We start from the raw sequence: 25,525 nt of genomic DNA on the forward strand, positions 1-25,525 counted from the left end.
GTGGATGGTGCCCGGACTGTAGCAAGGTCTTTCATGGACTCCGCAAGGGTCTTTCTGCAAGTTTTCGCAAGCGTGCTGTAGCGTGCGCCACATGAGAGCGCGTCTGGCGGACATCGCCGCTCACGCCGGGGTCAGCGAGGCCACGGTCAGCCGGGTGCTCAACGCCAAGCCGGGGGTGGCGGACAGCACGCGGCAGGCGGTCCTCACCGCCCTGGACGTCCTCGGCTACGAGCGGCCCTCACGGCTTCGGCTCAAGAGCGCCGGGCTGGTGGGGCTCATCGTCCCCGAGCTGGAGAACCCGATCTTCCCGGCGTTCGCCCAGGTGATCGAGAACTCGCTGGCGCAGCACGGTTTCACTCCGGTGCTGTGCACCCAGACGCCCGGTGGGGTGCACGAGGACGACTACACCCAGATGCTGCTGGAGCGGGGGGTCTCCGGCATCGTGTTCGTCTCCGGCCTGCACGCCGACACCACCGCCGACACCAGCCGGTACACCAGGCTGCGCGAGCGCGGGCTGCCGATCGTGCTGGTCAACGGCTACGCCGAGGGCGTCGACGCCCCCTTCATCTCCAACGACGACGTGGCCTCGATGGACCTGGCCGTCTCCCACCTCGTCTCCCTCGGGCACCGCGAGATCGGGCTGGCGCTGGGCCCGTCGCGGTACGTGCCGGTGATCCGCAAGGTGACCGGGTTCCGGGCGGCGATGAGCACGCACGTCGGCACGGACGACGTCGACCGGCTCGTCGAGTACACGCTGTTCAGCGTCGAGGGGGGTGCCGCGGCCGCCGGCCGGCTGGTGGACGCCGGGTGCACCGCGGTGATCTGCGGCTCGGACCTCATGGCGCTCGGGGCGATCCGAGCCGTCCGCGAGCGGGGCCTGAGCGTGCCCGGTGACGTGTCCGTCGTCGGGTACGACGACTCGATGCTCGTCGCCTTCACCGACCCGCCGCTGACGACGATCCGGCAGTCGGTGCAGGCGATGGGCACCGCGGCGGTCCGGGCCCTGCTCGACGAGATCACCGGGGTGCCCGCGCCCCGGGCGGAGTACGTGTTCCGTCCGGAGCTGGTCGTGCGGTCCTCGACCGGCGCCGCGCCGCGCCGCACGGCCGGCCGGCACGACTGACCGGCACGACTGACCGGACGGCGGGGCAGCGGCGGGGATCAGCCGCGCAGGGTGAGCAGCCGCTCGAGCACCCCGGTGACGGCCGCGGGACCGTCCACCCGGTACCTGGCGGCGGTGTCGCCCTCGCCGACCTTGACGGTCACGTCGGCGTCGACCCCCCGGCGGGCGAGCGCCGCGAAGGCGTGCTCGTCGGTGACGTCGTCCCCGGCGTAGAGCACCGCGTCGACCCCCAGGGTGCCGGCGAGCTCGAGCAGCGCGCTGCCCTTGTCGGCCTCGACGACCGACACCTCGACGACCTCCTTGCCCTGCAGCACGTGGGCGCCCTCGACGTCCGCGACCGCCCGCAGCGCGGCGGCGGTGGCGGCGTCGGCCACGGCCCGAGGGGCGCGGCGGGTGTGCAGCACGACCCCGGCTGGCTTGTGCTCCAGGGCCGTGCCGGGATGGTCGAGGACGACCGGCTCCAGGAGGGACACCACGTGCCGAAGGACCTCGTCCGGCACCTCCGGACCGTCTGCCCCGGCGACCTCGGCACCGTGGCTGGCCACCAGCACGACCTCCGGTGGCGGGGCGGCGACGGCCCGCAGGTCCGCCAGCGCCCGCCCGCTGACCAGCGCCACCCGGACGCCGTCACGGCGGCTGAGGGCCCGCAGCGCCGCGTCCGAGCCGGGCAGCGCCCGCGCCGCCGAGGGGTCCTCGACGATGGGGGCCAGGCAGCCGTCGAAGTCCAGGGCGACGAGCACCCGCCCTGCGCCGGCGAACCGGCGCAGGGCGGCGTCGAGGTCCGCCGGCAGGCCGCTCACGGCTGGGGCCCTTGGAGCGCGGACAGGAACGAGTCGGCCCAGCGGGCGACGTCCCGGTCGAGCACCCGTCGGCGCAGGGCCCGCATCCGACGGGCCTGCTCGGCGTCCGGCATCGACAGGGCCCGCAGGATGGTCTCCTTGAGCCCGTCGATGTCGTGCGGGTTGACCTTCAGCGCCTGCGGCAGGTCGTCGGCCGCGCCGGTGAACTCGCTGAGCACCAGGACGCCGCGCTCGTCGTGGCGGGAGGCGACGTACTCCTTGGCGACGAGGTTCATCCCGTCGCGCAGCGACGTCACGAGCATGACGTCGGCGGCCAGGAACAGCGCCGCCATCTCCTCCCGCGGGTAGGAGTGGTGCAGGTAGTGCACCGCCGGGGTGCCGAGCCGGGAGTGGTCACCGTTGATCCGGCCCACGGTGAGCTCGATCTCGTCCCGGAGCACGCGGTAGTGCTCGACCCGTTCCCGGCTCGGGGTCGCCACCTGGACCAGGACGCTGTCCTCGGGGGTGACCTTGCCGTCCTCGAGCAGCTCGCCCCAGGCCTTGAGGCGGTGGCGAATCCCCTTGGTGTAGTCCAGCCGGTCGACGCCGAGGGCGATCCGGCGCGGGGAGCCGAGCTCTGCGCGGATCTCCGCTGCCCGCCGCACGACGTCCTCCCGGCGGGCCATCGCGTCCAGGCCGGCGGAGTCGATGGAGATCGGGAAGGCGTGCGCTCGCACCCGGCGCTCGCCCGCGGCGTCCTGGACCCGGACGGACTGCCCGCGGGTGCTCAGGCCGGCGGTGCGGCGTACCGCCCGGAGGAAGTTGTTCGCGTCCTGCACCCGCTGGAAACCCAGCAGGTCCGCGCCGAGCAGCCCTTCGATGACCTGCCGGCGCCAGGGCAGCTGGGCGAAGATCTCGAACGGCGGGAACGGGATGTGGTTGAAGAACCCGATCCGCAGGTCGGGGCGCAGCCCGCGCAGCACCGCGGGGACGAGCTGGAGCTGGTAGTCCTGCACCCAGACCGTCGCGCCGTGCGAGGCCTGCTCGGCCGCGGCCTCGGCGAAGCGCCGGTTCACCCGGACGTAGGCGTCCCACCAGTCGCGGTGGAACTCCGGGGCGACGATGACGTCGTGGTAGAGCGGCCACAGCGTCGCGTTGGAGAACCCCTCGTAGTAGTCGGCGACCTCCTCGGCGCTCAAGGGCACCGGGACCAGGCGCATCCCGTCGGCGTCGAACGGGGCGTCGGCCTCCCCGGGGGCGCCGGACCAGCCGACCCATGCGCCGTCGGCCTTCTGCATGACCGGCTCCAGGGCGGTCACCAGGCCGCCGGGGGACCGCCGCCACGACGTGGTGCCGTCCGCCTCGACCTGCCGGTCGACCGGGAGCCGGTTGGCGACGACGACGAACTCGTAGCCGTCCGGCACGACCTCGCTACCAGTGGGCACGACGACGTCAGCTCCTTCGACTGGGTCGAGGTCAACATACCGGCGGCCGACCCCTCCCGCTCGGCCGCGGGAACGGCTACGTTCGGGTCACGGACGGCGAGACCGGGCGGGCGCCACCCCCCGCGTCGGCCGGGAGAGGCGGTGTGGGATGCAGATCTCCGGAGTGCTGCGGCACAAGGGCGCCGACGTGCTGACGATCGCACCGACCGAGTCGGTGCGCACCCTGCTCGACCGTCTCCGCGACGGCGGTGTGGGTGCGCTCGTCGTGTCGACCGACGGACGGACGGTCGAGGGCATCGTCAGCGAGCGGGACGTCGTCCGGCGGCTCAGCACCGACGGCGACGGCGTCCTCGACATCGAGGTGTCGCAGATCATGACCGCGGACGTCCACACGTGCAGTCCGTCCGCCACGGTCGACGACCTCATGGCCGTCATGACCGAGCAGCGGATCCGGCACGTCCCGGTCCTCGAGGACGGGGTGCTCGTCGGCATCGTGAGCATCGGCGACGTCGTCAAGCAGCGGATGAGCGAGCTGCAGAGTGAGCGCGACCAGCTCGAGGCGTACATCAGCCGCTGAGCGTCGTTCCCGTACCGTGGAGCGGTGACGAGGACGGAGCCGACCGGGGGGCGACTGGGCCGCTACCGGCTCGTGCACCGGATCGGCGAGGGTGGGATGGGCGTCGTCCACCTGGCCCTCGACGAGGCCGGCCGGGCGGTCGCCGTCAAGGTGCTGCGCCCCCACGTCGCCGGCGACCCGGAGGCGCGTCGACGGCTGGCCCGTGAGGTGGACACGCTGCGCCGGGTGCGCAGCCCCCGGGTCGCGGCCGTGCTGGACGCCGACGTCGACTGCGACACCCCGTACGTCGTCACCGAGTACGTGCCGGCCCCGCCGCTCGACGTCCACGTCCGCGAGCACGGCCCGCTGGACGCCGAGCGGCTCGCCGCCCTCGGTGACGGGCTGGGGGAGGCGCTGGCCGCCGTCCACGAGGCCGGGGTCGTCCACCGTGACCTCAAGCCCGGCAACGTCCTCATGCTCGACGGCGAGCCCGTCGTCATCGACTTCGGCATCGCGCACGTCGCCGACGACGTCCGGTTGACCTCCACCGGGCTGGTCATGGGGACGCCGGGCTACCTGTCCCCGGAGGTGGTCGCCGGCGAGCCGGTGACGCCGGCCACCGACTGGTGGGGCTGGGCGGCGACGATGGCGTTCGCCGCGACCGGCCGGCCACCGTTCGGCCGGGGCCCGGTCGACGTGGTGCTCGACCGGGTGCGTCGCGGCGACGCCGACCTGGAGGGGGTGCCGGCGGGTCTGCTCCACGTGCTGCGCCGCGGACTGGAGGTGGACCCGCTGCGCCGTCCCCGCCCCGCCGAGCTGCGGATGGCCGTCGAGCGGCTGCGGGAGGGCGGCCCGGACGACGAGGCGTGGGACGACGAGGCGTGGGACGACGAGGCGTGGGACGACGACGAGAGCTGGGACGACGAGGCGCGGGACGAGCACGGGAGCTGGGACGACGGGCCGGTCGGGCAGGTCGAGGACCGCACCCGCGCCGTCCCGGTCCCGCCGACGGCGGTGCTGGAGCCGGTGGCCCGCCACGACGTCACCGGACCGGTCCCCGCGCCCTACCAGGAGCAGACCCTGCCCGGCAGGTACCCGCCGCCGGGTTACCCGCCGTACCCGCTGGCTGCCCCGGCGCTGGTTGTCCTGCCGCGACGCAGCGGCACGATCGCCGCCGGACTGCTCGCCCTGGTGGCGGTGGCCGCCGTAGCCCCCGCTGTCGCGGCCATCGCCGCCCTGCTCGGCTCTGCGCTGGCCCGCACCGTGGACCGGGCGCACGGCGCACTGCTGCGGCGCCGGCACGAGCGGGGACCCCGGAGGTCCGACGTCGTCCGGGCCGTGGCGGCGTCCCCGTGGCACCTCGTGCCCGCGACCGGGGTCGCCGTCGTCGCCCTCGTCCTGCCCCTGCTGCTCGGCGTGGCCGTCGCCTTCCTCACCGGCTGGTTCCTCGGTGACGGCGGACTCGGGCTGGCCGGCGTCACCCCTGGCAGTCCGGTGGCGCTGGCGGCCGGGGCCGCATCCGCTGCTGTCGCCGCGTGGTGGGGACCGGGGGGTGCCGCCCTGCGGCGCGGCACCCGGACGGTGGTCCGGGCGGTCGCTCCGGGCCGCGGCGGCTCCCAGGTGGCAGTCGTGCTGCTCCTGCTCGTCACGGTTGCCGCCGTCGTGGTGGTGCTCGGTGGAGCGCAGCCCGACTGGACGCCGCTGCCAGGTCCGCCACTGGGACTGCGGTGACCGACCCGTCACGAGCACGGCGCAGGACGGGTTCGAGTCGGGCCGGCTCACGTACAGTCGTGCCATGTCCGCGGCGGGTACCGGTACGGCGGGAGGCGCTCCCCGGCTGCTCGTCGTCCTCGTCCTCGCCGTCCTGACGACGGTGGCGGCGCACGGCCTCGTCGCCGGGTCGCCGCCCGAGCCGCTGGCGGTCGTCGCCGGCGTCGTCCTGGCCGCCGGTGCGGCGCGTCTCGCCGACCGGGCCGGCAGCTCCTGCCTCACCAGCGTGCTGGCCGCACAGGTGGCCCTGCACGTCGTCCTCGCCCTCACTCACCCGGTGGGGTGCCTGCAGGCCGTCGGCCGGGCCGCGGCCGCCGGCCTGGACCTCGCGTGGTGGAGCGCCTCGACCATGTGCCTGTCGAGCGGCCTGTCGCTGGGCGCTGCTCAGCAGGTGGCGCTGAGCGCCGTCGTGTCCGCGCTGCCGCTGCTCGTCGTGCACACCGCGCTGACCGTCGCCGGAGGAGCGTGGCTGGCCCGGCTGGAGGACGCCGTCCGCGCGGTGGTGGCCCTCGTCGGCGCGATCCTCGTGCGGGTGATCGAACCGGTCCTGGTCCCGAGCCGCCCGGTGGCGGTGCCGGTGCCCTGCGAGCAGGCCGCCGTCGACGTCGCCGTGCTGCACCGCTCCGTGGGACGGCGTGGTCCGCCGGTGGCGCGACGCGCCTGACGCGTCCGCCCCCCGCTCACCCGCCCGCTACGGAGAGAACCCGACCATGTTCGTGCCCCTGTCGTTCGTGCCCATGTCGTCCATGCGCTTGTCCCGTGCCCGCCCTCACGCCCCCCGGCCGCCCGGGACACGTGCCGCGCTCGTCGCGGTCGGCGCGGCGCTCGCCGTCCCCGCTGTCCTGGCCGGTCCCACCGCCCCGGCGGCGGCGCACACCGACCTGCGCTCCACCGTCCCCGCCGCCGACCAGACCATCCCGCGGCTGACCGAGATCCGGCTCGAGTTCACCGACGACGTCCTCGACCTCGGTACCCGTCTGCGGCTCACCGGCCCGGACGGCGCCGTCGACCTGGCCACCCCCGTCGTCGACGGCCGCACGGTCACCACCGCCGTCCCCGACGGCGTCCCGGGTGGTCAGTACACGCTCACCTGGCGGGTCACCGCCCAGGACGGTCACCCGCTGACCGGCGCGTACGGCTTCACCGTGACGCCGGCTGCGGCAGACTCCCCGACGACCGCGTCGCCCCCGGCGTCCGTGCCGGCCTCGGCGTCCGCGCCCCCCTCGGCGCCGCTGACCGCCGAGCCGACAGCTGAGCCGACAGGTGAGTCGACCACCTCCGCTGCCGGTGGCCCAGCGGCCGAGGGCTCGGACGTCGCGGTGCTGCCGTGGGCGCTCGGCGCCGGCGCCGCGGTGCTCGCCGGCGGCGGGTGGCTGCTGATCCGACGAGGAGGAACCCGATGAGCCGTGCGAACGTCGTGCCATGGGTGGGCACTGTCCTGCGTCTCGTGCTGGCCGGGGTTCTCGGCTACGCCGGGGCGATCAAGCTGCCGGACCCGGACGAGTCCGTCCGCGCCGTCCGGGCCTATCAGCTGCTGCCCGAGCCGGTCGTCCAGGTCGTCGGCTTCGGGCTGCCGGTGCTCGAGGTCGCGGTGGCGCTGCTGCTGCTGGTCGGGCTCGGCACCCGGATCGCGGCCGGTGTGTCCGGTTTGCTGATGATCGCGTTCATCATCGGGGTCGCGTCCGCCTGGGCCCGGGGGCTGACCATCGACTGCGGGTGCTTCGGGGGCGGCGGTGAGGTCAGCGCCGAGGACACCGAGTACCCGCAGGAGATCGTCCGGGACGTGCTGCTGCTCGCCGCGTCGGCATGGCTGGTGTGGCGGCCGCGGACCCGGCTCGCCCTCGACAACGTCCTGTTTCCCGACCGGCACGACAGCCCGCCCGCCGACGACCCCGACACTGACGATCCCGCCGATCCCGCCGACCCCGTCTCCGACGACCCCGACATCGCCGAACCACGAGGAGCCTCCCGATGAGCACCAACGCCCCCCGTCCCACCAAGGCCGAGCGCAAGGAGGCGGCGCGTGACAAGGCCCGCCGGATGCGCGAGGAGGCCGAGGCCCGCCAGCGGCGCAACCGCCGACTGGCCGTCGCCGGCGCCGTCATCGGCGTGCTGCTCGTCGTGGTGGCGATCGGCGCCATCGTCCAGGCCGGACGCAGCAACGTCTCGGACACCACGGCGACTCCGAGCGGCCTGGTGGACAACGGGATCCGGACCGGGCCGGCCGACGCACCCGAGGTCGCCGTCTACCTCGACTACGCCTGCCCGGCGTGCGCTCAGTACGAGGCGCAGGACGGCGAGTGGCTGGTGGACAAGGCCGAGGCCGGTGAGATCGCGCTCGTGCACAAGCCGATCGCCATCCTGGACCGCTACTCCACCACCGAGTTCTCCACCCGTGCCGCGAGCGCTGCAGCCTGTGTCGGGGAGACCTCGCCGGAGGCGTTCCCGGAGTTCAACCGGCTCATGTTCGTCAACCAGGTCGCCGAGCAGGGGCCGGGGATGACGAACGAGGAGATCTGGTCCATCGCCGAGACCGCCGGCGCCGACCCCGAGGCCGAGCAGTGCGTGCTCGAGGAGCGGTACACCGGCTGGGTGGCCAACGCCACGGACGCCGCGTCGCAGGCCGGCGTCCAGGGCACGCCGACCGTCATGGTCGAGGGCGAGATCCTGCAGGACCGTTCCCGTGAGGCGGTGGAGGCCGCCGTCGCCGCCGCCGGGTGAGGGCCGGGCCGGTGACCCGCGCCGTCCGGGCTCGGGTCACCGGCCCCACCGCCGTCGGGTCGTCCTGCCCGACGACCGTCGCCCGGACTAGAGTCCGGGCGTCCCGCCGGCATGGCGCAACTGGTAGCGCACCCGACTTGTAATCGGGCGGTTCGGGGTTCGAGTCCCCGTGCCGGCTCAAGTATCTCCGCAGGTCAGATCCTCGTTGATGGTAGCTCAGCATGGGGTCTCTGCTGAGCGGCAGGCGATGCTCAGTTGCCCTTGGTCGCTTCGGCTAGGCGCTGCCGCAACCAGTCCGGCGTGTGCTCGTCGTCGCGCGGGTACTGCTCGACGTCCTCCACGTAGTGACCTGCGACCGTGGGGGAAGCCCACTCGGGCTCGTTGTCGAAGTCGAAGTCGAACGTGGTGCGTCCGTCCGGGTACAACGTGCACACCGCGGTAAACCAGGTGCCCTTACCAGGTTGGTACATCAGGCGCCGCAGTTCCTTGAATGCCTTGGCTGCGCCGCGGCCTGCGTCAACGCCCACCACCCTGCCGTCGGGCAGGACCGCGGTTTCCTGGTACTCGGCGGTCTTGCCTGCCCGTCGGTACACGATTTTGCCTTCCGTCCATTCGCGCGGGGCAGCGTCGACGAAGGCCTGGCCGATGGTTCGGATCAATTCGTCCGGCGAGTCGCTCACTGCTCGAATTCTCTCCTGGTCGGGGGGCCGCCGTTTACCGAGTACTCGACGACGATTCGTCTCCGGTCGGGTCGAGCCTTCAGGATACGGGCTCTTCCCAGTTGAGCGTGGTTGAGGTGTCGCTCACGGTCGGCGTGTCTGGGGGCTGAGGCGACGTCCGGGTCTTCACGGTCTTTCGTGTCAACTGCTTGGACGCCGTCGATCGTCCGCGGCAACTTGGCGGGCGGCCCGTACACCACGCCGGGACTCCACACGCCGGGACTCCACATGCGCGATACACCGGCCGCAGCGCCTGAGCGGCAGGCGGTGCTCAGTTGCCCTTGGTCGCTTCGGTTAGGCGCTGCCGCAGCCAGTCCGGCGTGTGCTTCTCGTCGCGCGGGTACTGCTCGGCGTCTTCGACGTAGTGGCCCGGGGATGTCGGGGAATCCCACTGGGGTTCGTGGTCGTAGTCGACGTCCAGTGAGAATCGGCCGTCCGGGTACAGCGTCGCGGTCGCGGTGTACCAGGTACCTCTACCCGGTCGGTACATCGAGTCCCGCAATGCTCGAAACGCTTTGGAGAGGGTGCGGGGAATGCGGCCGAAGCCGACCTTCCTGCCGTCAGGCATCGTGGCGAGCGCCTGGTATTCGGCCGTCTTCCCAGCACACAGGTAGGTGATGTGTCCAACCGTCCACCCTTCGGGCGCAGCCGCACGGAAGGCATTGAAGATCTGCTGATAAAGCAACGTCGGGTCGACCTGCTGCGTCACTGGACGAACTCCTTGATCCGTGGGTCGCTGCCGTTCACAGTGTACTCAACGGAAAACGCTTCCGGACGTTGTGAGCCGTCTGGGTAGTCGATGTCGATGCGAACCCGAATGTCCGCATCTGGATTCGCCTTGAGAAGCGCCCGCCAATTCGCCTCCATTGCGCCCCAAGAGTCATTGGCGCTGGTGCCGTTGAGGTGTCTATTCATCGCGACGAGGTTGATCGGCTCGCCAGGGCCGCCCAGGCTCGCCCCGATGAGGTGGCCACCCTGGTCGGTGGACAACCGGAACTCGCCCCCGGCCAGTCCTTGCCGGTACTCGTGGCGGTACTGCGCTGCCGTCTCAGGATCACGGTAGGCGAGTTGGGACTCGACGTGACTCACTCGACCGAGGTCGTCGGTCACGTAGACGTGCCGGTCATCAACGCGGTACACCGTGTTCGGCTCTGGGTCGTACAGGCCGCTGTTCCAGGCTCCCTTGGAACCTGCGGTCTCGTCCCGTACGGGCAGGTGGGCGTACTCCTCTGGGATGTCGATGCGTGTGGTGGGGGCGGCTCTGAGAGGCGGGGTCTTGTCTGGGTCGGGCAGCCGCGACTCGGGGATGTCGTCGACGGCGCGCTTGAGGTCGTTGAGGTCGGCTACCGCGTCGGCGGACCTGGCCGACGCCTTCAACGCGAACAGCCCGCCGCCGGTTGCGACGCCAGCGATCACGTCAGGCAGGAACGACCCGGCCGCGTGAAAACCGTTATCGTCCCACTCGTCCCACGCCACCGCCGACTTGCCGAGTTCCTGGGCGAAGCCGAGCGGGTCATCGACCGCGGCACTCCAGATGTTGGTGGCGTCCTCGCGGATCAGGGCGACCTCGGCGTCGGCTTCGGCGGCGTCCTGGGCGCCGACCGCGACCTTGAGGAGCCGCCAGCGGTGTGACAGGGACACGTCCCACAAGATCAATTTGCCGAAGTCGTAGACCGAGTCCCACGCGCCGTCCAGCACCGAGACCGTGTTGTCCCACGCGGTCCGGAGCCACGACCGGGTCTGCGGGGCTCCCGCGCACCCGGCCCGCACCTCAGCAGCCGCCGCGTCGCCCTCGGCCCGTACCGCCGCTCGCGCCGCCTCCAACTCCGCCAACGCGGCTTGACGCGCAGCCGCGCCGGGGTCGACGAACGCGGTTGGGGTGACGACCACGACCTGCCCGGCCGCCGCAGCCTCCCGCGCCCGGAACCGTGCCGGCTCCTGCTCGGCCTCGTGCGCTGCCCGAGCCGCAGTCGTCGTAGCCTCCGCTTCCGCGTATGCCGCCGCGGCCGCGTCAGCCCTCGCCTGCGCCTCGGCCAGGACCACCGCGTACCGGGCCAGCGCCCGAGCCGCCCGCGAGAATCCGTGCCCAGCGTCCAGCCATCGCCGCGGCTCGTGCTCGTACGCTGCGCGGAAGTCGTCGGCGGCCGGGCCCGTCCACCCATCCGTCGACACTGCTCGCAGGGCCGCCTCGGTCGCCAGGAAGCGTTCACCGACGGCGGCGAGCCGGTCAGCGGCCGCCAGGACCTGCTCCGGCGACCCAGGGATCCGGAAGTCGACGGTCACGGCCCTGTGCCCTCGGTGAGCGTCTTGTCCAGCGCGAGGAACCGCTCGGTGACCTTGGCCTCAGTCTCGGCGTAACACGCAACGGTCTCGGCGAGCCGGACGCCGATCTCCTCGGTGTCCGCGAGGAGGTGGTTGACGCCACGTTCCCATCGGTCGTCGAACTCGGCGAGCGCCGCGGACAGCCCGTCGTGCCCTACGGCCGCCGCGGACGGGAGCAGGTCCACGACGTCGGTGCGGCCGAATTCGGCGACGGCGTCGCTGATCCCGCGACCCGCGTCCTGCAACGCGTCAAGATCAACGCTGAACGCGTCAAAACCCCCCACGGTGGCCCCTTTTGCCCGCTCCGACGTGAAGCCTAACGCGGGGTGTGCCTTCGCGGTAGGTCGCCAGCAACCACAGGCCGCACCTGGTGCCGTTCCCGATTCGTCGTCATCCGGGCCAGGACGGCGTCGTGTAGCCGAGCATGCGATGGCGACCGCGGCATCCTCAGCACTGAACCTTGTCGAAGCCGCAACCTCCGCGGGACGTGGACGGAACTCGGCGGCAACGCCGTCGCGCCATGGTGAGCGCATGGACCAGCATCTGACGCAGGCGGTGACCGGCGCAGACGCCTGCGACGTGTGCGGCCGCCAGCCGCACCCCCGGCGGGCACGGCTCACCCTCGCCAAGCTCCTTGCCGTCTTCCCGGTAGAACTTGCCCTGCACGCCCTTGTCGTCCACTACCACCTGTCGTACCTGACGACGGTCGTGGTGCTCACCGTGACAACGACCGTGCTCGTGATCTGGGTCGTCGAGCCGTCGGCCATGCGGCTGCTCCGGGCGTGGCTGCACGCCCCGGCCCTGGCCATGCGCCGGCGCGTCGAGACGGCGCCCGCCCTGTGGAGGATCCGCGCGAGGGTCGATGACCACCCAGGAGCCTTGGAGCAGCTCGCGAGGGGCCTCGCCCGGCTGGACGCCAACATCCTCAGCATCCACATTCACCCGCTCGAGAACGGGGCGCTGGACGAGATCATCGCCGTGGCGCCCGAAGAGGTGGAGAGCGCGGCGATCGGTGCCGCCGTCGAGAGAGCCGGGGGCGCTGACGTGCAGGTGTGGCCGAGCTCGGCGCTGGCCCTCGTCGACGGCCAGACCACTGCTCTGTCGTACGCCGCTCGTGTCGCCGCCGACGCCGCGGAGCTGCCGCTGGCGATCTGTGAGCTGCTCCGCGCCCGCCTCGTCGTCGACCGCATCACGGCGCTCACCCGTGGACCCGGCGCCGTCTCCGAGGCGGCGACGACGCTGCGTGTCCCCTCACCGTGGACCGGCCTGTTCGTCTTCACCCGACCGGGTGAGCCCTTTACCCCCGCAGAACGGGCCCGGGCGAACCGCCTCGCCGAGGTGGCCGAGGCCGCCGCGAGCCGGGGGGCCGGTCACCGGGAGAGCGACGTGCACAAGGATCTGCGCACGTGGGTGGACCGCTGACGCCGTCCTCCGTGGTGCCGGGTCAGTCCGCGTGCCACGCAGTCGCCGTCAGCCGCTCACGCGGTGCGCGCCGCAGCCGTTGCGGCGGCTCCCGAGCGGCGTAAGGTGAGCGGGTCCACCGGCTTGGTGGACGACCGCTCAAGCCGTTGGCGGACTCCCACGCACCTCGGTTCCTGGCGCCCGCCTCTCCGTTGTCGCGTTGACAGGACGGAGCGGGGCATGAGCGAGCTGCCCCTCGCGGACGAGATGGCTGCGGTCTACGCCCGGATGTCCGGGTTGCCGCTGTCCGAGGAGACCGTGGGGACCGCCTTGCGGCTGGTCACCTCGCTGGCCGCGCAGATGGTCCCGGGCACGGTGGGTGCGGGGGTCACGCTGGTCGACGACCGGGGCCGCCCGACCAGTCGCGGCTCCTCGGACGAGGTCGTCGCGGAGGCGGACCGGTTGCAGTACGAGCTGGACGAGGGACCGTGCCTCATGGCGTGGCGGGAGCGGTCGCAGGTCCGTGTCGACGCTCTCAGCACAGACGAGCGCTTCCCACGGTGGTCCCCGGCCGCGTCCGCTCTCGGCCTGGCGTCGAGCCTCAGCACGCCCCTGGTCGCCGGAGACTCCTGCCTGGGCGCCCTCAAGGTCTACGCCGGGCAGGCCCATGCGTACGACACGCATGCGGAGCACCTCGCCACCATGCTCGCCGCCCAGGCAGCGATCCTGCTCGCCAACGTGCAGTCCTACGAGAAGGCCCAACGGGTCTCGGACCAGCTCCGGGAGGCGCTGCGCAGCCGGGACGTCATCGGCCAGGCCAAGGGCGTCCTCATGGAGCGGGAGCGGGTGGACGAGCAGCGCGCCTTCGCGATGCTCGTCGCCACGTCGCGCAACTCGAACCGCAAGCTGCGAGACGTGGCCCGGGACGTCGTGCGCTCGGTCACCGAGGATCGCTGATGCCACGCGGGAGAGCGACGGCGTTCACCACCGACGTCGACGAGCAGCGACGGCTCTTCCAGGTCGCCCTGGAGCGCTCCGGGCTGTCCCTGGAGGACCTGTGGCTGCGGTACTTCGCTCTCGGTGGTGACGCCGGGATGGTCGAGGTCGAGGCCTACCTCCACGGGATGATGCCGTTCGCGTCGCACCAGCGGGACATCCTGGCCCACGCCGTCAACGAGTACCTCGACGACCAGGTGCGGACTCAGCGGGTGCCGTACGCCTCCCCCCTGCCGGCGCCGCGGGAGGACGAGCCGAAGGTCCTCCAGGCGCTCACCCGACTCCTGCACGGCACCCGGATCAACCCCAGCCGCCTCCCCGAGGTCATGGACCAGGCCGGGCACATCCTCGGCGTGGAGATCGTCGCCTACCTCGTCGACTACGACCAGCGGGTGCTACGACCGGTGCCCGTCCCCGGGAAGCCACCGCGTGAGCCGCTCCCGGTGGAGACGACCCTGGCCGGGCGGGCGTTCCGCCAGATCCAGCCCGCCCCGCACGAGCGGGGGCGACGCGGGTTGTGGATGCCGCTGCTGGACGGCGCCGAGCGGCTGGGCGTCCTCGACGTCACGGTCCCCGAGCCGCTGGATCCCCACGACCTCGGACTACGCCGTTCGCTCGACCACCTCGCGGCGCTGCTCGGCCACCTCGTCGTCGTCCAGGACCGCTACACCGACGACCTGGACGCCGTCCGTCGGGCCCGTCCCCGGGAGGTGGCCGCCGAGCTGGTGTGGCAGCTGCTGCCCTCACTGACGTTCGGCACCGACGCCGTCGTCCTGTCCGGTGCGGTCGAACCCGCGTACGAGGTCGGCGGCGACGCCTTCGACTACGCGGTGCGTGGCGATACGGCGCACGTGGCGATCTTCGACGGGACCGGGCACGCGCTGACGGGCGGACTCGTGACCGCCGCCGCCATCTGCGCCTACCGCAGCGCCCGCCGGAACGGCGCCTCCCTGTACGACACCGTCCGGCTGGTGGACGAGACCATCGCCGGGGCGTTCGGAGCCGAACGGTTCGTCACCGCCGTGCTGCTCGAGGTGGACCTGCCGACCGGCCAGGTCCGGTACGCCAACGCCGGACACGCCAGTCCGCTGCTGCTACGTCGTGGCAAGGTCGTCAAGGCCCTGACGCAGGGACGGCGCCCCCTGCTCGGCCTCGAGTCCTCCGAGCTCACCATCGGGACGGAGCAGCTGGAACCCGACGACTGGCTGGTCCTCTACACCGACGGGGTCACCGAGGCCCGCGACGCCGACGGCGGGTTCTTCGGTGAGCTGCGGCTGGTCGACTTCCTCGAGCGGGAGGCGGCGACGCACCACCCGCCGCCGGAGACGCTGCGGCGACTCATGGCCGCCGTCCTGGCGCACCAGCACGGGGTGCTGCAGGACGACGCCACCGTCGTGCTCGCCCAGTGGACCGGCGCGAACGGCGGCGAGCCTCAGGACCGTCTCAGCCCGACGTGAGGTGCCAGCGCCTGGCCGCCTGACCCGGACGCCGCACCGCGACGGGCCGGGGAGCGCCCAGCCTGGCGTGGACGGTGCCGGCCGCGTGCACCACTGGCGCCCCGTCGGGCAGCGGGAGGCCAGCCGCGGCCAGCGGGCCCGTGAGCTCCCCTGCTGCGGTGGCCGCCATCAGGGTCCACGGCTCGTGCGCCACCGGCGTGCGCCACAGGACGCCTGCCCGCCAGTGGTAGGCCCCCCATCTGCCGGTCAGGCTGTCGAGCAGGGGCGTGCGCGGCGTTGCGTCGGGCGGGTGCGTGACGTCGATGGTCGCGTCGAACGTCACGGCGCTGCCCCACGGCACGCCGGTCGCCGGCAGGAAGGAGTAGCGCCGTACCGGTCCGTCCCCGCTGGCCTCGCCGTGCGCCGTCCGGTAGCGCAGTCCCGCGGTCCGCAAGGCAGCGACGAAGGTCGGGCGGGCTGCCAGCAGGAGCGGGAACCAGATCCCGTCGCGCCCGTCCGGACCACGGACGTAGACCCGCACGTTGAGCTCACCGAAGGCCGACCACCGTGGCGGTGGCGGCAGGCCGGGGACCCGGACGTCGGCCATCCGGAAGGGCGAGACGCCGACCCATGCCACCCCGTCGTCGTCCTGCGCGGTCAGACCGGCGGGCACGATCTGCTGCACGACCTCTGGCGGGTACGCCCAGTGCAGGAACGTGAGGTCCTCCCACGCCTGCACGGTGAGGGGGAACCGGACCGGGGCGTCCGGCACCGGTCCGCTCACGAGGGCTCAGTCCTCACGAGGGCTCAGCTCGGCAGTCTCACACCGCCGGTGCGGAGGTGGCCGCCTCCTCCCGCCGGGACAGCAGGACGCCGAGGCCCACCATGCCGACACCGAGGACCAGGTGCAGCCAGTCGTCCGCTGCGTTGAGCGGGACGAAGTTCGCCGCCGACTCCTCGGCGACGAGCAGACCGTAGATCCACAGCACGAGGTAGACCACGCCGCCGCCAATGAGGAACCAGCGGGCGCCGGACCAGGTCCGTGCCATCGCGACGCCGGCCACCCCGAACAGCAGGTGGACGATGTTGTGCAGGATCGACACCTGGAAGACGCCCAGCAGCATGGCCTCGGACTCGTGGCCGGCGAACTGCATCGTGTCGTAGTCGGTCGTGATCCCCGGGATGAACCCGAGAACTCCCACGAGGAGGAAGACCACCCCGACGACCACGGCGGCCGTCTGCAGCGTGGACCGTCCCGCTCGCCCGGTCTGGTGAGTGTTCGACATCGCCTGGCGCTCCTTCTGGAAGGTGGTGGTGTCACCGGTCGACGGGGTCTTGCCCCTCTTCCCCGGATCTCATGCGTCCTCGGCGTTCATGCGTCCTCGGGGTTTGCGGCGGGCGTTCGCGGCCGCAGCCCACCCGCGGCATTACCGTTGCCCGGTGCCCGCCGACCTCGTCGCGGCCCTGGCCGGACTCGGTCTCGGGCTCTCCCTCATCGTCGCCATCGGGGCGCAGAACGCGTTCGTGCTGCGGCAGGGTCTGCGCCGGCAGCACGTGGGCGTGGTGGTGGCGGTCTGCGCGGCCTCGGATGCCGTCCTCATCGCCGCCGGGGTGGCCGGTGCCGGCGCGGTCATCGACTCGCGGCCGTGGCTGATCGACGTCGTCCGGGTCGCCGGGGCCGTGTTCCTCACCGGTTACGGGCTGCTCGCCGCACGCCGGGCCCTGCGGCCCGGCGTGCTGACCCCGGACGCGGCGGCCTCGGCGCCGTCCCGGCAGGCCACGGTCGTCACCGCGCTGGCACTCACCTGGCTGAACCCGCACGTGTACCTCGACACCGTCGTCCTGCTCGGGTCGATCGCCCAGACCCACCCCGGCCGGCAGTGGTGGTTCGCCGGCGGTGCGGTGGCGGGCAGCGTCCTCTGGTTCGTCGGGCTCGGCTACGGGGCACGACTGCTGCGCCCGGTGTTCGCCTCACCGCGTGCCTGGCGCGTGCTCGACGGGCTCATCGCCGTCGTCATGCTGGCGCTGGCCGTCTCCCTGCTGGGCTCGGCCCGGTGAGCGATCACGGAGCAGCCCCGTGATCGCCGGCCCAGGAGGACCGGGAGCGGTCCGGACGGCGAACCGCCCGGTTCCGGCGTCCCGGTCCTCCTGGTGTGGCGATCAGGCGCCGGTCGCGCCCGCCGGTGCCCGCTCGTCCGACCGGGTCGTCGGCTCCACGAGGTCCGGGTCGACCGGCTCGTCGGCGAACGGGTCCTTGGCGTTCGCCGCGGCGTAGACGGCCTCGTCGAGGATGCCCTCGCGCTTGGCGACGATCGTCGGCACCAGCGCCTGACCGGCGACGTTCACCGCCGTCCGCCCCATGTCGAGGATCGGGTCCACGGCGAGCAGCAGGCCGACGCCCTCCAGCGGCAGGCCGAGCGTCGACAGGGTGAGCGTCAGCATGACGACCGCGCCGGTCACCCCGGCCGTCGCGGCCGAGCCGATGACCGACACGAACGCGATCAGCAGGTAGTCGGTGACGCCGAGCTCCACGCCGAAGAACTGCGCGACGAAGATCGCGGCCAGCGCCGGGTAGACCGCGGCGCACCCGTCCATCTTCGTCGTCGCGCCCAGCGGGACGGCGAAGGACGCGTAGGCCCGCGGGACGCCGAGGTTCCGCTCGGTCACCCGCTCGGTCACCGGCAGCGTGCCGATCGAGGAGCGGGAGACGAAGCCGAGCTGGATGGCCGGCCAGGCGGCGGCGAAGTACCGGATCGGGCTGAGCCCGTGGAGCCGCAGCAGGACCGGGTAGAGCACGAACAGCACGAGCGCGAGGCCGACGTACACGTCGGCGACGAAGACCCCGAGCGGCGCCAGGGCGTCCCACCCGTAGCTGGCCACCGCCCGGCCCAGCAGGCCGACGGTGCCGATCGGCGCCAGCCGGATGATCCACCACAGCACCTTCTGCACCACGGCCAGCGCGGAGCGGCTGAGGGTCAGGAACGGCTCGGCGGCCCGGCCGACCTTCAGCGCGGCGACGCCGACCGCCACGGCCACGACGATGATCTGCAGGACGTTGAACGACAGGCCGGTGCTCAGCGACCCGTCGGCGCCCGCCGACGTGGAGGCCTGCAGGCCGAGCACGTTGCCGGGCACGATGCCGGTGAGGAAGTCCAACCAGGAGCCGGTCCTGGACGGCTGGTCGGCGGCGCCGGCGTCCACGCCGGTGTTGAGGCCGGGGTTGGTCAGCAGGCCGAGGGCGATGCCGATGCCGACCGAGAACAGGGCCGTGATCGCGAACCACAGCAGGGTCCGGCCGGCCAGGCGGGCGGCGTCGGTGACCTGACGCAGGTTGGCGATGCTCGCCACGATGGCGAGGAACACCAGCGGCGGGACGACGGCGCGCAGCAGGGTGACGAACGTGCCGCCGACCGTGTCGAGCGTCGTCGTGAGCCAGTTCGGGTCCTGCTCCGGGCCGACTGTGCCGATCGAGCGGGCGACGAGGCCCAGGACGACGCCGAGCACGAGGCCGACGAGCACCTGGACGCCGAACGGGACGGCGGTGAAGGGGTTGCGGGAGCGGCGGCGCGCGGGCGCGCCGTCCGTGGTGGGACGGGGGGTCATGGGTACCTCTCGGGTTCGGCGGAGCGGTGCCGGCACGCCGGTCGGCCGCGCTCGAGCGCGCGACCGGCACCGGGGTCACCGGCGGGTCAGGTAGTGCTGGGGGCTCAGCCGAGACGACACAGCGCGGTGCAGGTCCGCAGCAGGTCGATGTGCCTGCGCTGGACCTGGTTCTGCCGCTGGCACTGGCAGATCCGCATCGGTGCTGTCCTCCGGGTGTCGTCGTGCTGGCGGAACGCTAGGCGGCGGCTCACCACGGGGCGCAGCGCCGTCCGGATGCCGGACGCGATGACCGGACAGCGCTCGGCGGCCTGCTGCGGCCTTCCCTCAGCCGCTCGGCGCCCGGCCGGTCCGGATCAGCCCCGGACCGCCTCGCCGAGCAGGCCGCCGAGCGCCGTCCCCGCGAGCACCGCGGCGACGCCGACCGCGAGCGTCACCAGGACGTACCCGACGGCGAGCGGCCGGACCCCCTCGGCGTCCAGCCGGAAGGCCTCGTAGCTGAACGTGCTGTACGTCGTCAGCGACCCGGCGACCCCGACCCCCACCGCGACGGCCGCCGCGCTCGGGAGGGCGGCCCCGGCGACGGCACCCGCCAGCAGCGTCCCGGTGCCGTTGGCGAGCAACGTCCCCAGCGGCAGGGCCCGCCCGCTCACCGGGTTCACCCACGCGTCGAGCAGGTAGCGCAGGACGGCGCCCACGGCGGCCCCCAGGACGACGAGCAGCCAGGTCACCGGCCACGCCCCGCGCGCTGGGCCCCGCGTACCCCGACGTGCACGGCGAGGAGCGCCGCCACCGTCGTCCCGACGAGGTACCCGGCGGCCTCCCACGACCCGCCGCCGTCGGCCAGCCGGGCGGACTCGAGCAGGGTCGTCGAGAAGGTCGTGAACCCGCCGAGGACGCCGACCCCGAGGAAGGGCCTTACCAGCCGGTGCACCGCCGGCTCGGGGCCCGGCGGGCCGTGCCGCACGAGCAGTCCCATGAGGACGCCGATCAGCAGGCACCCCAGGACGTTCGCCGTCAGCGTGCCCCAGGGAACGCCGCTGCCGCCCCAGGGGACGGCGAGCGCCAGGGCGTACCGGGCCGAGGCGCCGAGGGCGCCGCCGGCGGCGACGGCGCCCAGGACGGCCGGGTCCAGGCTGGGCCGCGGCCGGGACCGGCTCAGCGCGGGGCCATCCGCAGCGCGCCGTCCATCCGGATCACCTCGCCGTTGAGGTAGTCGTGATCGATGATCGCCAGGGCCAGCTGGGCGTACTCGTCGGGGCGGCCGAGCCGCGGGGGGAACGGCACGCCGGCGGCCAGCGACGCGCGGAACTCCTCGCTCACCGTGGAGAGCATCGGCGTCTCGACGATGCCGGGGGCGATGGTGCACACGCGGATGCCGTACTGGGCGAGGTCCCGCGCCGCGGGCAGGGTCATCCCGACGATGCCGCCCTTGGACGCCGAGTAGGCGACCTGGCCGATCTGCCCCTCGAACGCGGCGACCGACGCGGTGTTGACGACGACGCCGCGCTGCCCCTGCTCGTCGGGCTCGGTGCGGGCGATCTGCTCGGCGGCAAGGGCCAGCACGGTGAAGGTGCCGACGAGGTTGACCTCGACGACCTTCGCGAACAGGCCCAGGTCGTGCACCCCCGACTTTCCGAGGATCCGTGCCGCCGGCCCGATGCCCGCGCAGTTGACCACGGTCCGCAGCGGGACGCCGGACTGGGCGGCGGCCCCCACGGCGGCCCGCACCTGCTCGGCGTCGGTGACGTCGGTGGGCAGGTACTCCACGCCCTCGAGCCGGTCCGCGGCGTCCACCGCCGCCGGCAGGTCGAGCACGAACACCGACACCCCGCGCCCGGCGAGGGCGGCGGCGGTCGCGGCCCCGAGGCCGGACGCCCCTCCGGTGACGACGGCGGCGGTGCGGTCGAGCTGCATCAGCTGGTCTCCCTCGTGACGTGCGTGATGGTGCCCGGGTCGCCCTTGTCGAGGTGGCGGCCGATGACCATCCGCTGGATCTGGTTGGTCCCCTCGAAGATCTGCATGACCTTCGTCTCGCGCATCCAGCGCTCGACGGGGAAGTCCTTGGTGTAGCCGTAGCCGCCCAGCGCCTGGACGGCGTCCGTCGTCACCCGCATCGCGTTGTCGGTGGCGACGAGCTTGGCGACCGACGCGGCCCGGCTGTACGGCAGGCCGGCGTCCTTGAGCCGGGCGGCGTGCAGGAAGGCCGCCCGGGCGCTGTCCACCGCCGCGGCCATGTCCGCGAGCAGGAACGCCAGCCCCTGGTGCTCGATGATCCGCCGTCCGAACGCCTCCCGCTCCTTGGCGTAGGCGACCGCGGTGTCGAGCGCTGCCTGGGCGACACCGGTGGCGACCGCGGCGATGCCGAGCCGGCCGGCGTCCAGGGCGGCGAGGGCGATCCGCAGCCCCTCGCCCTCCTCGCCGATCCGGCGCTCCACCGGCACCCGGACGTCGTCGAAGCGCATCGTCGCCGTCGTCGAGCCGGTCAGCCCCATCTTCCGTTCGGGCGGGTCCGCGGAGAGCCCCTCGGCGTCCCCGGGCACGAGCAGGCAGGTGATGTCGGCGCGCGCGTCCCCGGTCCGGGCCAGCACGGTGTAGAAGTCGGCCTCCCCGCCGTGCGTCGTCCAGGCCTTGGCCCCGGTGACGACGTACTCGTCGCCGTCCCGGCGGGCCCTGGTCGTCATCGCCGCGACGTCGGACCCGGCGTGCGGCTCGGACAGGCAGTACGCGCCGAGCAGCTCGCCGCCGAGCAGGTCCGGCAGCCAGCGATCCTGCTGCTGGGGCGTGCCGCGCGTGACCAGCGGGAAGCAGGCGAGCGCGTGGACGCTGGTGCCGACGCCCACCGTCGCCCACGCGTACCCGATCTCCTCGAGCACCTGCAGGTACACCTCGTAGGGCTGGCCACCGCCGCCGTGCTCCTGCGGGTAGGGCAGCCCCAGGACGCCGGCGCGGCCGAGCAGCCGGAACATCTCCCTGGGGAAGACCCCGTCGGCCTCGGCGGCGGGTGCCCGGGTCGCGAGCTCCCGGGTCGCCAGCTCGCGGACCAGCGCGAGCAGCTCGGCCGCCTCCTGGGTCGGCAGGACGCGGGACGCGGGCATCGGGACCTCCGGGTGTCGTCGGCCGTGCACGGGCGGACCGGCCGCCGGGTGCTTGGAAGGTCTACCAGACGCGGCGCGCCGAGCCCGACGCGGTGCCCGGTGCGGTGCCGTACCGGCCGGGACGATGGAATGGCGCCGCGGTGCCGTGCCGGCAGCGCGAGCCAGGGGACGGACCGGTGGGAGGGACGTGACGGTGACCGAACCGCGGCGGCGGCGCCTGGACCGCCGGTCGCCCACCGCCGCGGGCGTCGTCCGGGCCCTTCACGCGCGCCCCGGGGAACCTGCCGACCCACTGGTCCGGCGCTGGCCGTCCCGCACCCCGGTGGTGGTGGCCGTGCTGTTCTTCGCGTTGGCCCAGACGCCGTCACTGCTGCCGCGGTCCTGGTTGCTGCAGGGCCTTGTCGGCGGGATCACCGCGGCCATCGGGTACGGCCTGGGTGCGTTCCTCGAGATGGCCAGCCGTCCGCTGCGGCGCCGGCTGGACGCCGGACGGCGGGCGCCGTCCGAGCGGGTCGCCTGGGCGGTGGTCGCCGGGGTCAGCGCCGTCGTGGTCGTGGTGTCGCTGTGGACCGGCCGGCTGCAGCAGCGGGAGACGCGCGCGCTCGTCGGGATGGCGGAGGACCAGCCCTGGTACACCCCCTTGATCGTGGCCGTCGCGGTGCTCATCGTCGCCCTCGCCGTCCTGCTCGCCCGCTCGGTGCGCCTGGGCGCGCGACTGGTCCGCCGGCTGATCGACCGGGTGGCGCCGGCGTGGGTGGCGTCGGCGCTGGCCGGTCTCGTCGCCGCCCTCGTGGTCGGCGGCGTCGTCCAGGGCCTGCTGCTCGGCTCGTTCTTCGACCTCGCCGAGCGGTCCGCGGCGGCCGCCAACCGGACCGTCCCGGACGGTGTCGCACCTCCGGACGCCGCCACCCGATCCGGCGGGCCCGGCTCACTGGTGCCGTGGGAGAGTCTGGGCGCCAAGGGGCAGGCGTTCGTCTCCGGCGGACCGTCTCCGGCGCAGATCGGTGAGCTCGCCGACGTCGACCCGGTCGACCCGGTGCGGGTGTACGTCGGCGTGGACTCCGCCGAGGAGCTCGAGGACAGGGTGGCGCTGGCGCTGGCCGAGCTCGACCGAACCGGCGCCTGGGACCGGTCGGTGCTCGTCGTCGCCACGGCCACCGGAACCGGGTGGGTCAACCCGGAGGCCGTCGACGCGCTGGAGTACCTCACCGGCGGGGACAGCGCCGTCGTCAGCCTGCAGTACGGCTACCTGCCCAGCTGGGTCTCGGTGCTGCTCGACCCGAGCACGGCCAGTCACGCCGGTCAGGCCCTGTTCGACGCCGTGCACGAGCGGTGGTCCGCGCTGCCGGCCGGCGCCCGGCCGCAGCTCGCCGTCTACGGCGAGAGCCTCGGTTCGTACGGGGCGGAGGGTGCCTTCGACGACCTCGACGAGCTGCTGGGGCGCACCGACGCGGCCTTGCTCGTCGGCCCGACGAACGCCAACCCGCTGTGGAACGAGATGCTGCGAAGCCGGGAGCCCGGCTCCCCGGTGTGGCTGCCTGAGCCGGCCCGGGCCCCGCAGGTCGTCGTGGCGGACGCGCCGGCCGACCTGCCTGACCCGACGCCCCCCGACGATGCGGTGGTGCCCGAGGTCGTGTACCTGCAGAACTCCTCGGACCCGGTCGTGTGGTGGAACCCGTCCCTGCTGTGGGAGCAACCGGCCTGGCTGCACGGCGAACTGGGCCGGGACGTCTCGCCGTCCATGCGGTGGTACCCGGTGGTCACGTTCTGGCAGGTCGCCGTCGACCTGGCCCTCGCGGCCGAGGTGCCACCCGGGCACGGCCACCGCTACGAGCCGGAGATCGTCCACGCCTGGGTCGCTCTGCTGGCTCCCCAGGCGTGGACCGCTGCGGACACCGAGGCGCTGGAGGACCTTGTCGTCCCGCCGTGGCCGCCTGCGGGAGGGTGATGCGCGAGCGGCCCGAGATCCTGCACGTCGACCTCGACGCGTTCTTCGCCGCCGTTGAGCAGCGCGACAAGCCGTCCCTGCGCGGGCGTCCGGTCGTCGTCGGCGGCGTGGGCGGGCGCGGGGTGGTGGCGACGGCCTCGTACGAGGCGCGGGCGTTCGGCGTCGGCAGCGCGATGCCGACCGCCGAGGCCCGTCGCCGGTGCCCCCACGCCGCCTTCCTGGCCGGGCGGTTCACCGCCTACCGGGCCGCCTCCCGCACGGTGATGGGCCTGCTGCACGAGGTGTCGCCGCTGGTCGAGGCGGTCTCCCTCGACGAGGCGTACGTGGACCTCGCCCCGGTCGCGGCAGACCTCGACGTCCAGACCGTGCGCGCGGTCGCCGAGCGCCTGCGCGCGGACGTGCGGGCGGCGACCGGGCTGACCGTGTCGGTGGGTGCGGCCACGAGCAAACTCGTCGCCAAGGTCGCCTCCGACCTCGACAAGCCCGACGGGCTGCGCGTGGTGGCCCCAGGTACGGAGGCCGCGACACTCGCCCCGCTGCCGGTCCGTCGGCTGCCGGGCATCGGGCCGGCCAGCGAGGAGCGGCTCGCCCGACGGGGGGTGCGGACCGTCGGTCAGCTTGCCGCGCTCGGCGTCGACGACCTCGTCGAGCTGCTCGGGCAGGCCCACGGCACCGCCGTGCACGCCGCCTCCCGCGGCCTGGACGACCGGCCCGTCGTCCCGGAGAGGGAGGCCAAGTCGGTGTCCGCGGAGGAGACCTACCCCACCGACCTCACCGACCGGCGGGTGATGGCTGAGCACGTCCGGCGGCTCGCCGACCGGGTCGCCGCCCGGCTCGTCGGGCACGGCGTGTCCGGCCGGACGGTGACCCTCAAGCTGAGGCGCTACGACTTCTCCACCCTGACCCGGTCGGTCACGCTGCCCCAGCCGACGGACGCCGTCCGGGAGATCGCCGCCGTCGCGGCCCAGCTGCTCGAGGGCGTCGACACCAGTGGCGGCGTCCGGCTGCTCGGCGTCGGGGTCTCCGGGCTCACCGACTTCGCCCAGCAGGACCTGTTCGTCGACCTGGCGCCCGATGGCGTGGACGTGGCGGAGGGTCTCGGGCTGGCGTCGACCACGTCCGCCCCCGCGGCCCCGGTGGCCGCGTCGTCCCCGGTGGCCGCGTCGTCCCCGGCTCCCGCCGTCCGGCCGGTCTGGCGACCGGGTCAGGACGTCGTCCACGCCGTCCACGGGCCGGGGTGGGTGTGGGGCGCGGGGCTGCGCCGCGTCACCGTGCGGTTCGAGGGGCCCCGCACCGGCCCCGGCCCGGTGCGCACGTTCCCGGACGACGACCCCGACCTGGCGCCCGCCGAGCCGCCGGTGTGGGAGCCGGTCGGCGACCCCCCGTGAGCCCGGGTGCCACCCCCCTTGGGCGCGCCACAACCCCTTGTTCGTGATCATGCAATCCCGCCACCCCGTACCCCCTCTTCGTGATCATGCAATCCCGCCACCCCCTGTCCCCAGCCGTGATCATGCAATCCCGCCACCCCTCACGACGCGTTGCCCGCCCGAACGGTGCTGCGTTCGGGGCTGACACGCCGGCGATCCTGCGCCGACCTAGCACTGCCTGCTC

At 73.6% G+C, this 25,525-nt stretch carries 26 protein-coding genes and 1 tRNA gene; 14 read left to right on the forward strand and 13 right to left on the reverse strand.

The annotated features are described in order from the left end of the window. The first annotated feature begins 91 nt into the window (after positions 1 to 91). Positions 92 to 1,123: a LacI family DNA-binding transcriptional regulator gene (locus ACFP6A_RS03540; protein ID WP_379601599.1), complete on the forward strand. Its 1,032-nt coding sequence runs from the start codon at positions 92 to 94 to the stop codon at positions 1,121 to 1,123. Between the two features lie 38 nt (positions 1,124 to 1,161). On the opposite strand, the gene otsB is transcribed toward ACFP6A_RS03540, so the two are convergent. Further along, on the reverse strand, positions 1,162 to 1,923 hold the full coding sequence (otsB, locus tag ACFP6A_RS03545; RefSeq protein ID WP_379601600.1) for a trehalose-phosphatase: 762 nt from the start codon (positions 1,921 to 1,923) through the stop codon (positions 1,162 to 1,164). After that, the gene (locus ACFP6A_RS03550) at positions 1,920 to 3,347 is read right to left on the reverse strand and encodes a trehalose-6-phosphate synthase (protein ID WP_379601601.1); all 1,428 of its coding nucleotides are present in this window, start codon (positions 3,345 to 3,347) and stop codon (positions 1,920 to 1,922) included. The genes otsB and ACFP6A_RS03550 overlap by 4 nt, the downstream gene beginning before the upstream one ends. Positions 3,348 to 3,495: 148 nt before the next feature. Here ACFP6A_RS03550 and ACFP6A_RS03555 point away from each other — a divergent pair, with 148 nt between their 5' ends. The 7 genes from ACFP6A_RS03555 (at position 3,496) to ACFP6A_RS03585 (ending at position 8,572) form a co-directional block, all read left to right on the forward strand. Then, a complete protein-coding gene (locus tag ACFP6A_RS03555; protein WP_379601603.1) occupies positions 3,496 to 3,924 on the forward strand; it encodes a CBS domain-containing protein in 429 nt (142 codons plus the stop codon). Positions 3,925 to 3,948: 24 nt separating this feature from the next. Further along, positions 3,949 to 5,634, forward strand: coding sequence for a serine/threonine-protein kinase (locus ACFP6A_RS03560; protein ID WP_379601604.1), 1,686 nt, complete (start codon positions 3,949 to 3,951; stop codon positions 5,632 to 5,634). Between the two features lie 64 nt (positions 5,635 to 5,698). After that, positions 5,699 to 6,337 carry a hypothetical protein gene (locus ACFP6A_RS03565; RefSeq protein ID WP_379601605.1) on the forward strand — a complete coding sequence of 213 codons (639 nt, stop codon included), beginning with the start codon at positions 5,699 to 5,701 and terminating at the stop codon, positions 6,335 to 6,337. A 46-nt stretch (positions 6,338 to 6,383) separates the two neighbouring features. After that, positions 6,384 to 7,076, forward strand: a complete 693-nt coding sequence (locus ACFP6A_RS03570; RefSeq protein ID WP_379601606.1) for a copper resistance protein CopC — start codon at positions 6,384 to 6,386, stop codon at positions 7,074 to 7,076. Beyond that, the gene (locus tag ACFP6A_RS03575; RefSeq protein ID WP_379601607.1) at positions 7,073 to 7,648 is read left to right on the forward strand and encodes a MauE/DoxX family redox-associated membrane protein; all 576 of its coding nucleotides are present in this window, start codon (positions 7,073 to 7,075) and stop codon (positions 7,646 to 7,648) included. The genes ACFP6A_RS03570 and ACFP6A_RS03575 overlap by 4 nt, the downstream gene beginning before the upstream one ends. Then, positions 7,645 to 8,394 carry a DsbA family protein gene (locus ACFP6A_RS03580; protein WP_379601609.1) on the forward strand — a complete coding sequence of 250 codons (750 nt, stop codon included), beginning with the start codon at positions 7,645 to 7,647 and terminating at the stop codon, positions 8,392 to 8,394. The genes ACFP6A_RS03575 and ACFP6A_RS03580 overlap by 4 nt, the downstream gene beginning before the upstream one ends. Positions 8,395 to 8,499: 105 nt before the next feature. Then, positions 8,500 to 8,572, forward strand: a tRNA-Thr gene (locus ACFP6A_RS03585). 73 nt (positions 8,573 to 8,645) lie between these two features. Here ACFP6A_RS03585 and ACFP6A_RS03590 read toward each other — a convergent pair. The 4 genes from ACFP6A_RS03590 to ACFP6A_RS03605 form a co-directional block, all read right to left on the reverse strand. Next, a complete protein-coding gene (locus ACFP6A_RS03590; protein ID WP_379601611.1) occupies positions 8,646 to 9,074 on the reverse strand; it encodes a hypothetical protein in 429 nt (142 codons plus the stop codon). Between the two features lie 310 nt (positions 9,075 to 9,384). Continuing rightward, the gene (locus ACFP6A_RS03595) at positions 9,385 to 9,822 is read right to left on the reverse strand and encodes a hypothetical protein (protein WP_379601612.1); all 438 of its coding nucleotides are present in this window, start codon (positions 9,820 to 9,822) and stop codon (positions 9,385 to 9,387) included. Further along, positions 9,819 to 11,396, reverse strand: coding sequence for a DNA/RNA non-specific endonuclease (locus ACFP6A_RS03600; RefSeq protein ID WP_379601614.1), 1,578 nt, complete (start codon positions 11,394 to 11,396; stop codon positions 9,819 to 9,821). The genes ACFP6A_RS03595 and ACFP6A_RS03600 overlap by 4 nt, the downstream gene beginning before the upstream one ends. Then, entirely contained in the window at positions 11,393 to 11,719 is a 327-nt protein-coding gene (locus ACFP6A_RS03605) for a hypothetical protein (RefSeq protein ID WP_379601615.1), read from the reverse strand. The genes ACFP6A_RS03600 and ACFP6A_RS03605 overlap by 4 nt, the downstream gene beginning before the upstream one ends. 247 nt (positions 11,720 to 11,966) lie before the next feature. Between ACFP6A_RS03605 and ACFP6A_RS03610 the strand changes: the two genes are divergently transcribed. The 3 genes from ACFP6A_RS03610 (at position 11,967) to ACFP6A_RS03620 (ending at position 15,289) form a co-directional block, all read left to right on the forward strand. Then, a complete protein-coding gene (locus ACFP6A_RS03610) occupies positions 11,967 to 12,857 on the forward strand; it encodes an amino acid-binding protein (protein ID WP_379601616.1) in 891 nt (296 codons plus the stop codon). Between the two features lie 219 nt (positions 12,858 to 13,076). Next, a complete protein-coding gene (locus tag ACFP6A_RS03615) occupies positions 13,077 to 13,793 on the forward strand; it encodes a GAF and ANTAR domain-containing protein (RefSeq protein WP_379601617.1) in 717 nt (238 codons plus the stop codon). After that, a complete protein-coding gene (locus ACFP6A_RS03620; RefSeq protein WP_379601619.1) occupies positions 13,793 to 15,289 on the forward strand; it encodes a PP2C family protein-serine/threonine phosphatase in 1,497 nt (498 codons plus the stop codon). Before ACFP6A_RS03615 ends, ACFP6A_RS03620 begins: the two co-directional genes overlap by 1 nt. Here ACFP6A_RS03620 and ACFP6A_RS03625 read toward each other — a convergent pair. Continuing rightward, the gene (locus ACFP6A_RS03625) at positions 15,276 to 16,052 is read right to left on the reverse strand and encodes a YqjF family protein (RefSeq protein WP_379601620.1); all 777 of its coding nucleotides are present in this window, start codon (positions 16,050 to 16,052) and stop codon (positions 15,276 to 15,278) included. The genes ACFP6A_RS03620 and ACFP6A_RS03625 overlap by 14 nt on opposite strands. A 37-nt stretch (positions 16,053 to 16,089) precedes the next feature. After that, positions 16,090 to 16,554 (reverse strand): DUF4383 domain-containing protein, encoded by a 465-nt coding sequence (locus ACFP6A_RS03630; RefSeq protein WP_379601621.1) that lies wholly within the window; start codon positions 16,552 to 16,554, stop codon positions 16,090 to 16,092. Positions 16,555 to 16,708: 154 nt separating this feature from the next. Here ACFP6A_RS03630 and ACFP6A_RS03635 point away from each other — a divergent pair, with 154 nt between their 5' ends. Beyond that, positions 16,709 to 17,326: a LysE/ArgO family amino acid transporter gene (locus tag ACFP6A_RS03635; RefSeq protein ID WP_379601623.1), complete on the forward strand. Its 618-nt coding sequence runs from the start codon at positions 16,709 to 16,711 to the stop codon at positions 17,324 to 17,326. Positions 17,327 to 17,428: 102 nt separating this feature from the next. Here ACFP6A_RS03635 and ACFP6A_RS03640 read toward each other — a convergent pair whose 3' ends face one another. The 5 genes from ACFP6A_RS03640 to ACFP6A_RS03660 form a co-directional block, all read right to left on the reverse strand. Next, on the reverse strand, positions 17,429 to 18,871 hold the full coding sequence (locus ACFP6A_RS03640) for a dicarboxylate/amino acid:cation symporter (RefSeq protein WP_379601624.1): 1,443 nt from the start codon (positions 18,869 to 18,871) through the stop codon (positions 17,429 to 17,431). A 353-nt stretch (positions 18,872 to 19,224) separates the two neighbouring features. Continuing rightward, complete coding sequence (locus ACFP6A_RS03645) at positions 19,225 to 19,599, reverse strand: fluoride efflux transporter FluC (RefSeq protein ID WP_379601626.1); 375 nt, start codon at positions 19,597 to 19,599, stop codon at positions 19,225 to 19,227. Continuing rightward, positions 19,596 to 20,030, reverse strand: a complete 435-nt coding sequence (locus ACFP6A_RS03650; protein ID WP_379602148.1) for a fluoride efflux transporter FluC — start codon at positions 20,028 to 20,030, stop codon at positions 19,596 to 19,598. Before ACFP6A_RS03650 ends, ACFP6A_RS03645 begins: the two co-directional genes overlap by 4 nt. Next, a complete protein-coding gene (locus tag ACFP6A_RS03655; protein ID WP_379601628.1) occupies positions 20,027 to 20,785 on the reverse strand; it encodes an SDR family NAD(P)-dependent oxidoreductase in 759 nt (252 codons plus the stop codon). Before ACFP6A_RS03655 ends, ACFP6A_RS03650 begins: the two co-directional genes overlap by 4 nt. Next, positions 20,785 to 21,966: an acyl-CoA dehydrogenase family protein gene (locus ACFP6A_RS03660; RefSeq protein ID WP_379601629.1), complete on the reverse strand. Its 1,182-nt coding sequence runs from the start codon at positions 21,964 to 21,966 to the stop codon at positions 20,785 to 20,787. Before ACFP6A_RS03660 ends, ACFP6A_RS03655 begins: the two co-directional genes overlap by 1 nt. A gap of 193 nt (positions 21,967 to 22,159) precedes the next feature. Between ACFP6A_RS03660 and ACFP6A_RS03665 the strand changes: the two genes are divergently transcribed. Both ACFP6A_RS03665 and ACFP6A_RS03670 read left to right on the forward strand, forming a co-directional pair. Next, on the forward strand, positions 22,160 to 23,914 hold the full coding sequence (locus tag ACFP6A_RS03665) for an alpha/beta hydrolase (protein WP_379601631.1): 1,755 nt from the start codon (positions 22,160 to 22,162) through the stop codon (positions 23,912 to 23,914). Beyond that, a complete protein-coding gene (locus tag ACFP6A_RS03670) occupies positions 23,914 to 25,302 on the forward strand; it encodes a DNA polymerase IV (protein WP_379601633.1) in 1,389 nt (462 codons plus the stop codon). Before ACFP6A_RS03665 ends, ACFP6A_RS03670 begins: the two co-directional genes overlap by 1 nt. The last annotated feature ends 223 nt before the right edge of the window (positions 25,303 to 25,525 follow it).

Origin of the sequence: Quadrisphaera sp. GCM10027208, assembly GCF_042658805.1 — a bacterium.
GTDB lineage: Bacteria > Actinomycetota > Actinomycetes > Actinomycetales > SCSIO-59966 > SCSIO-59966.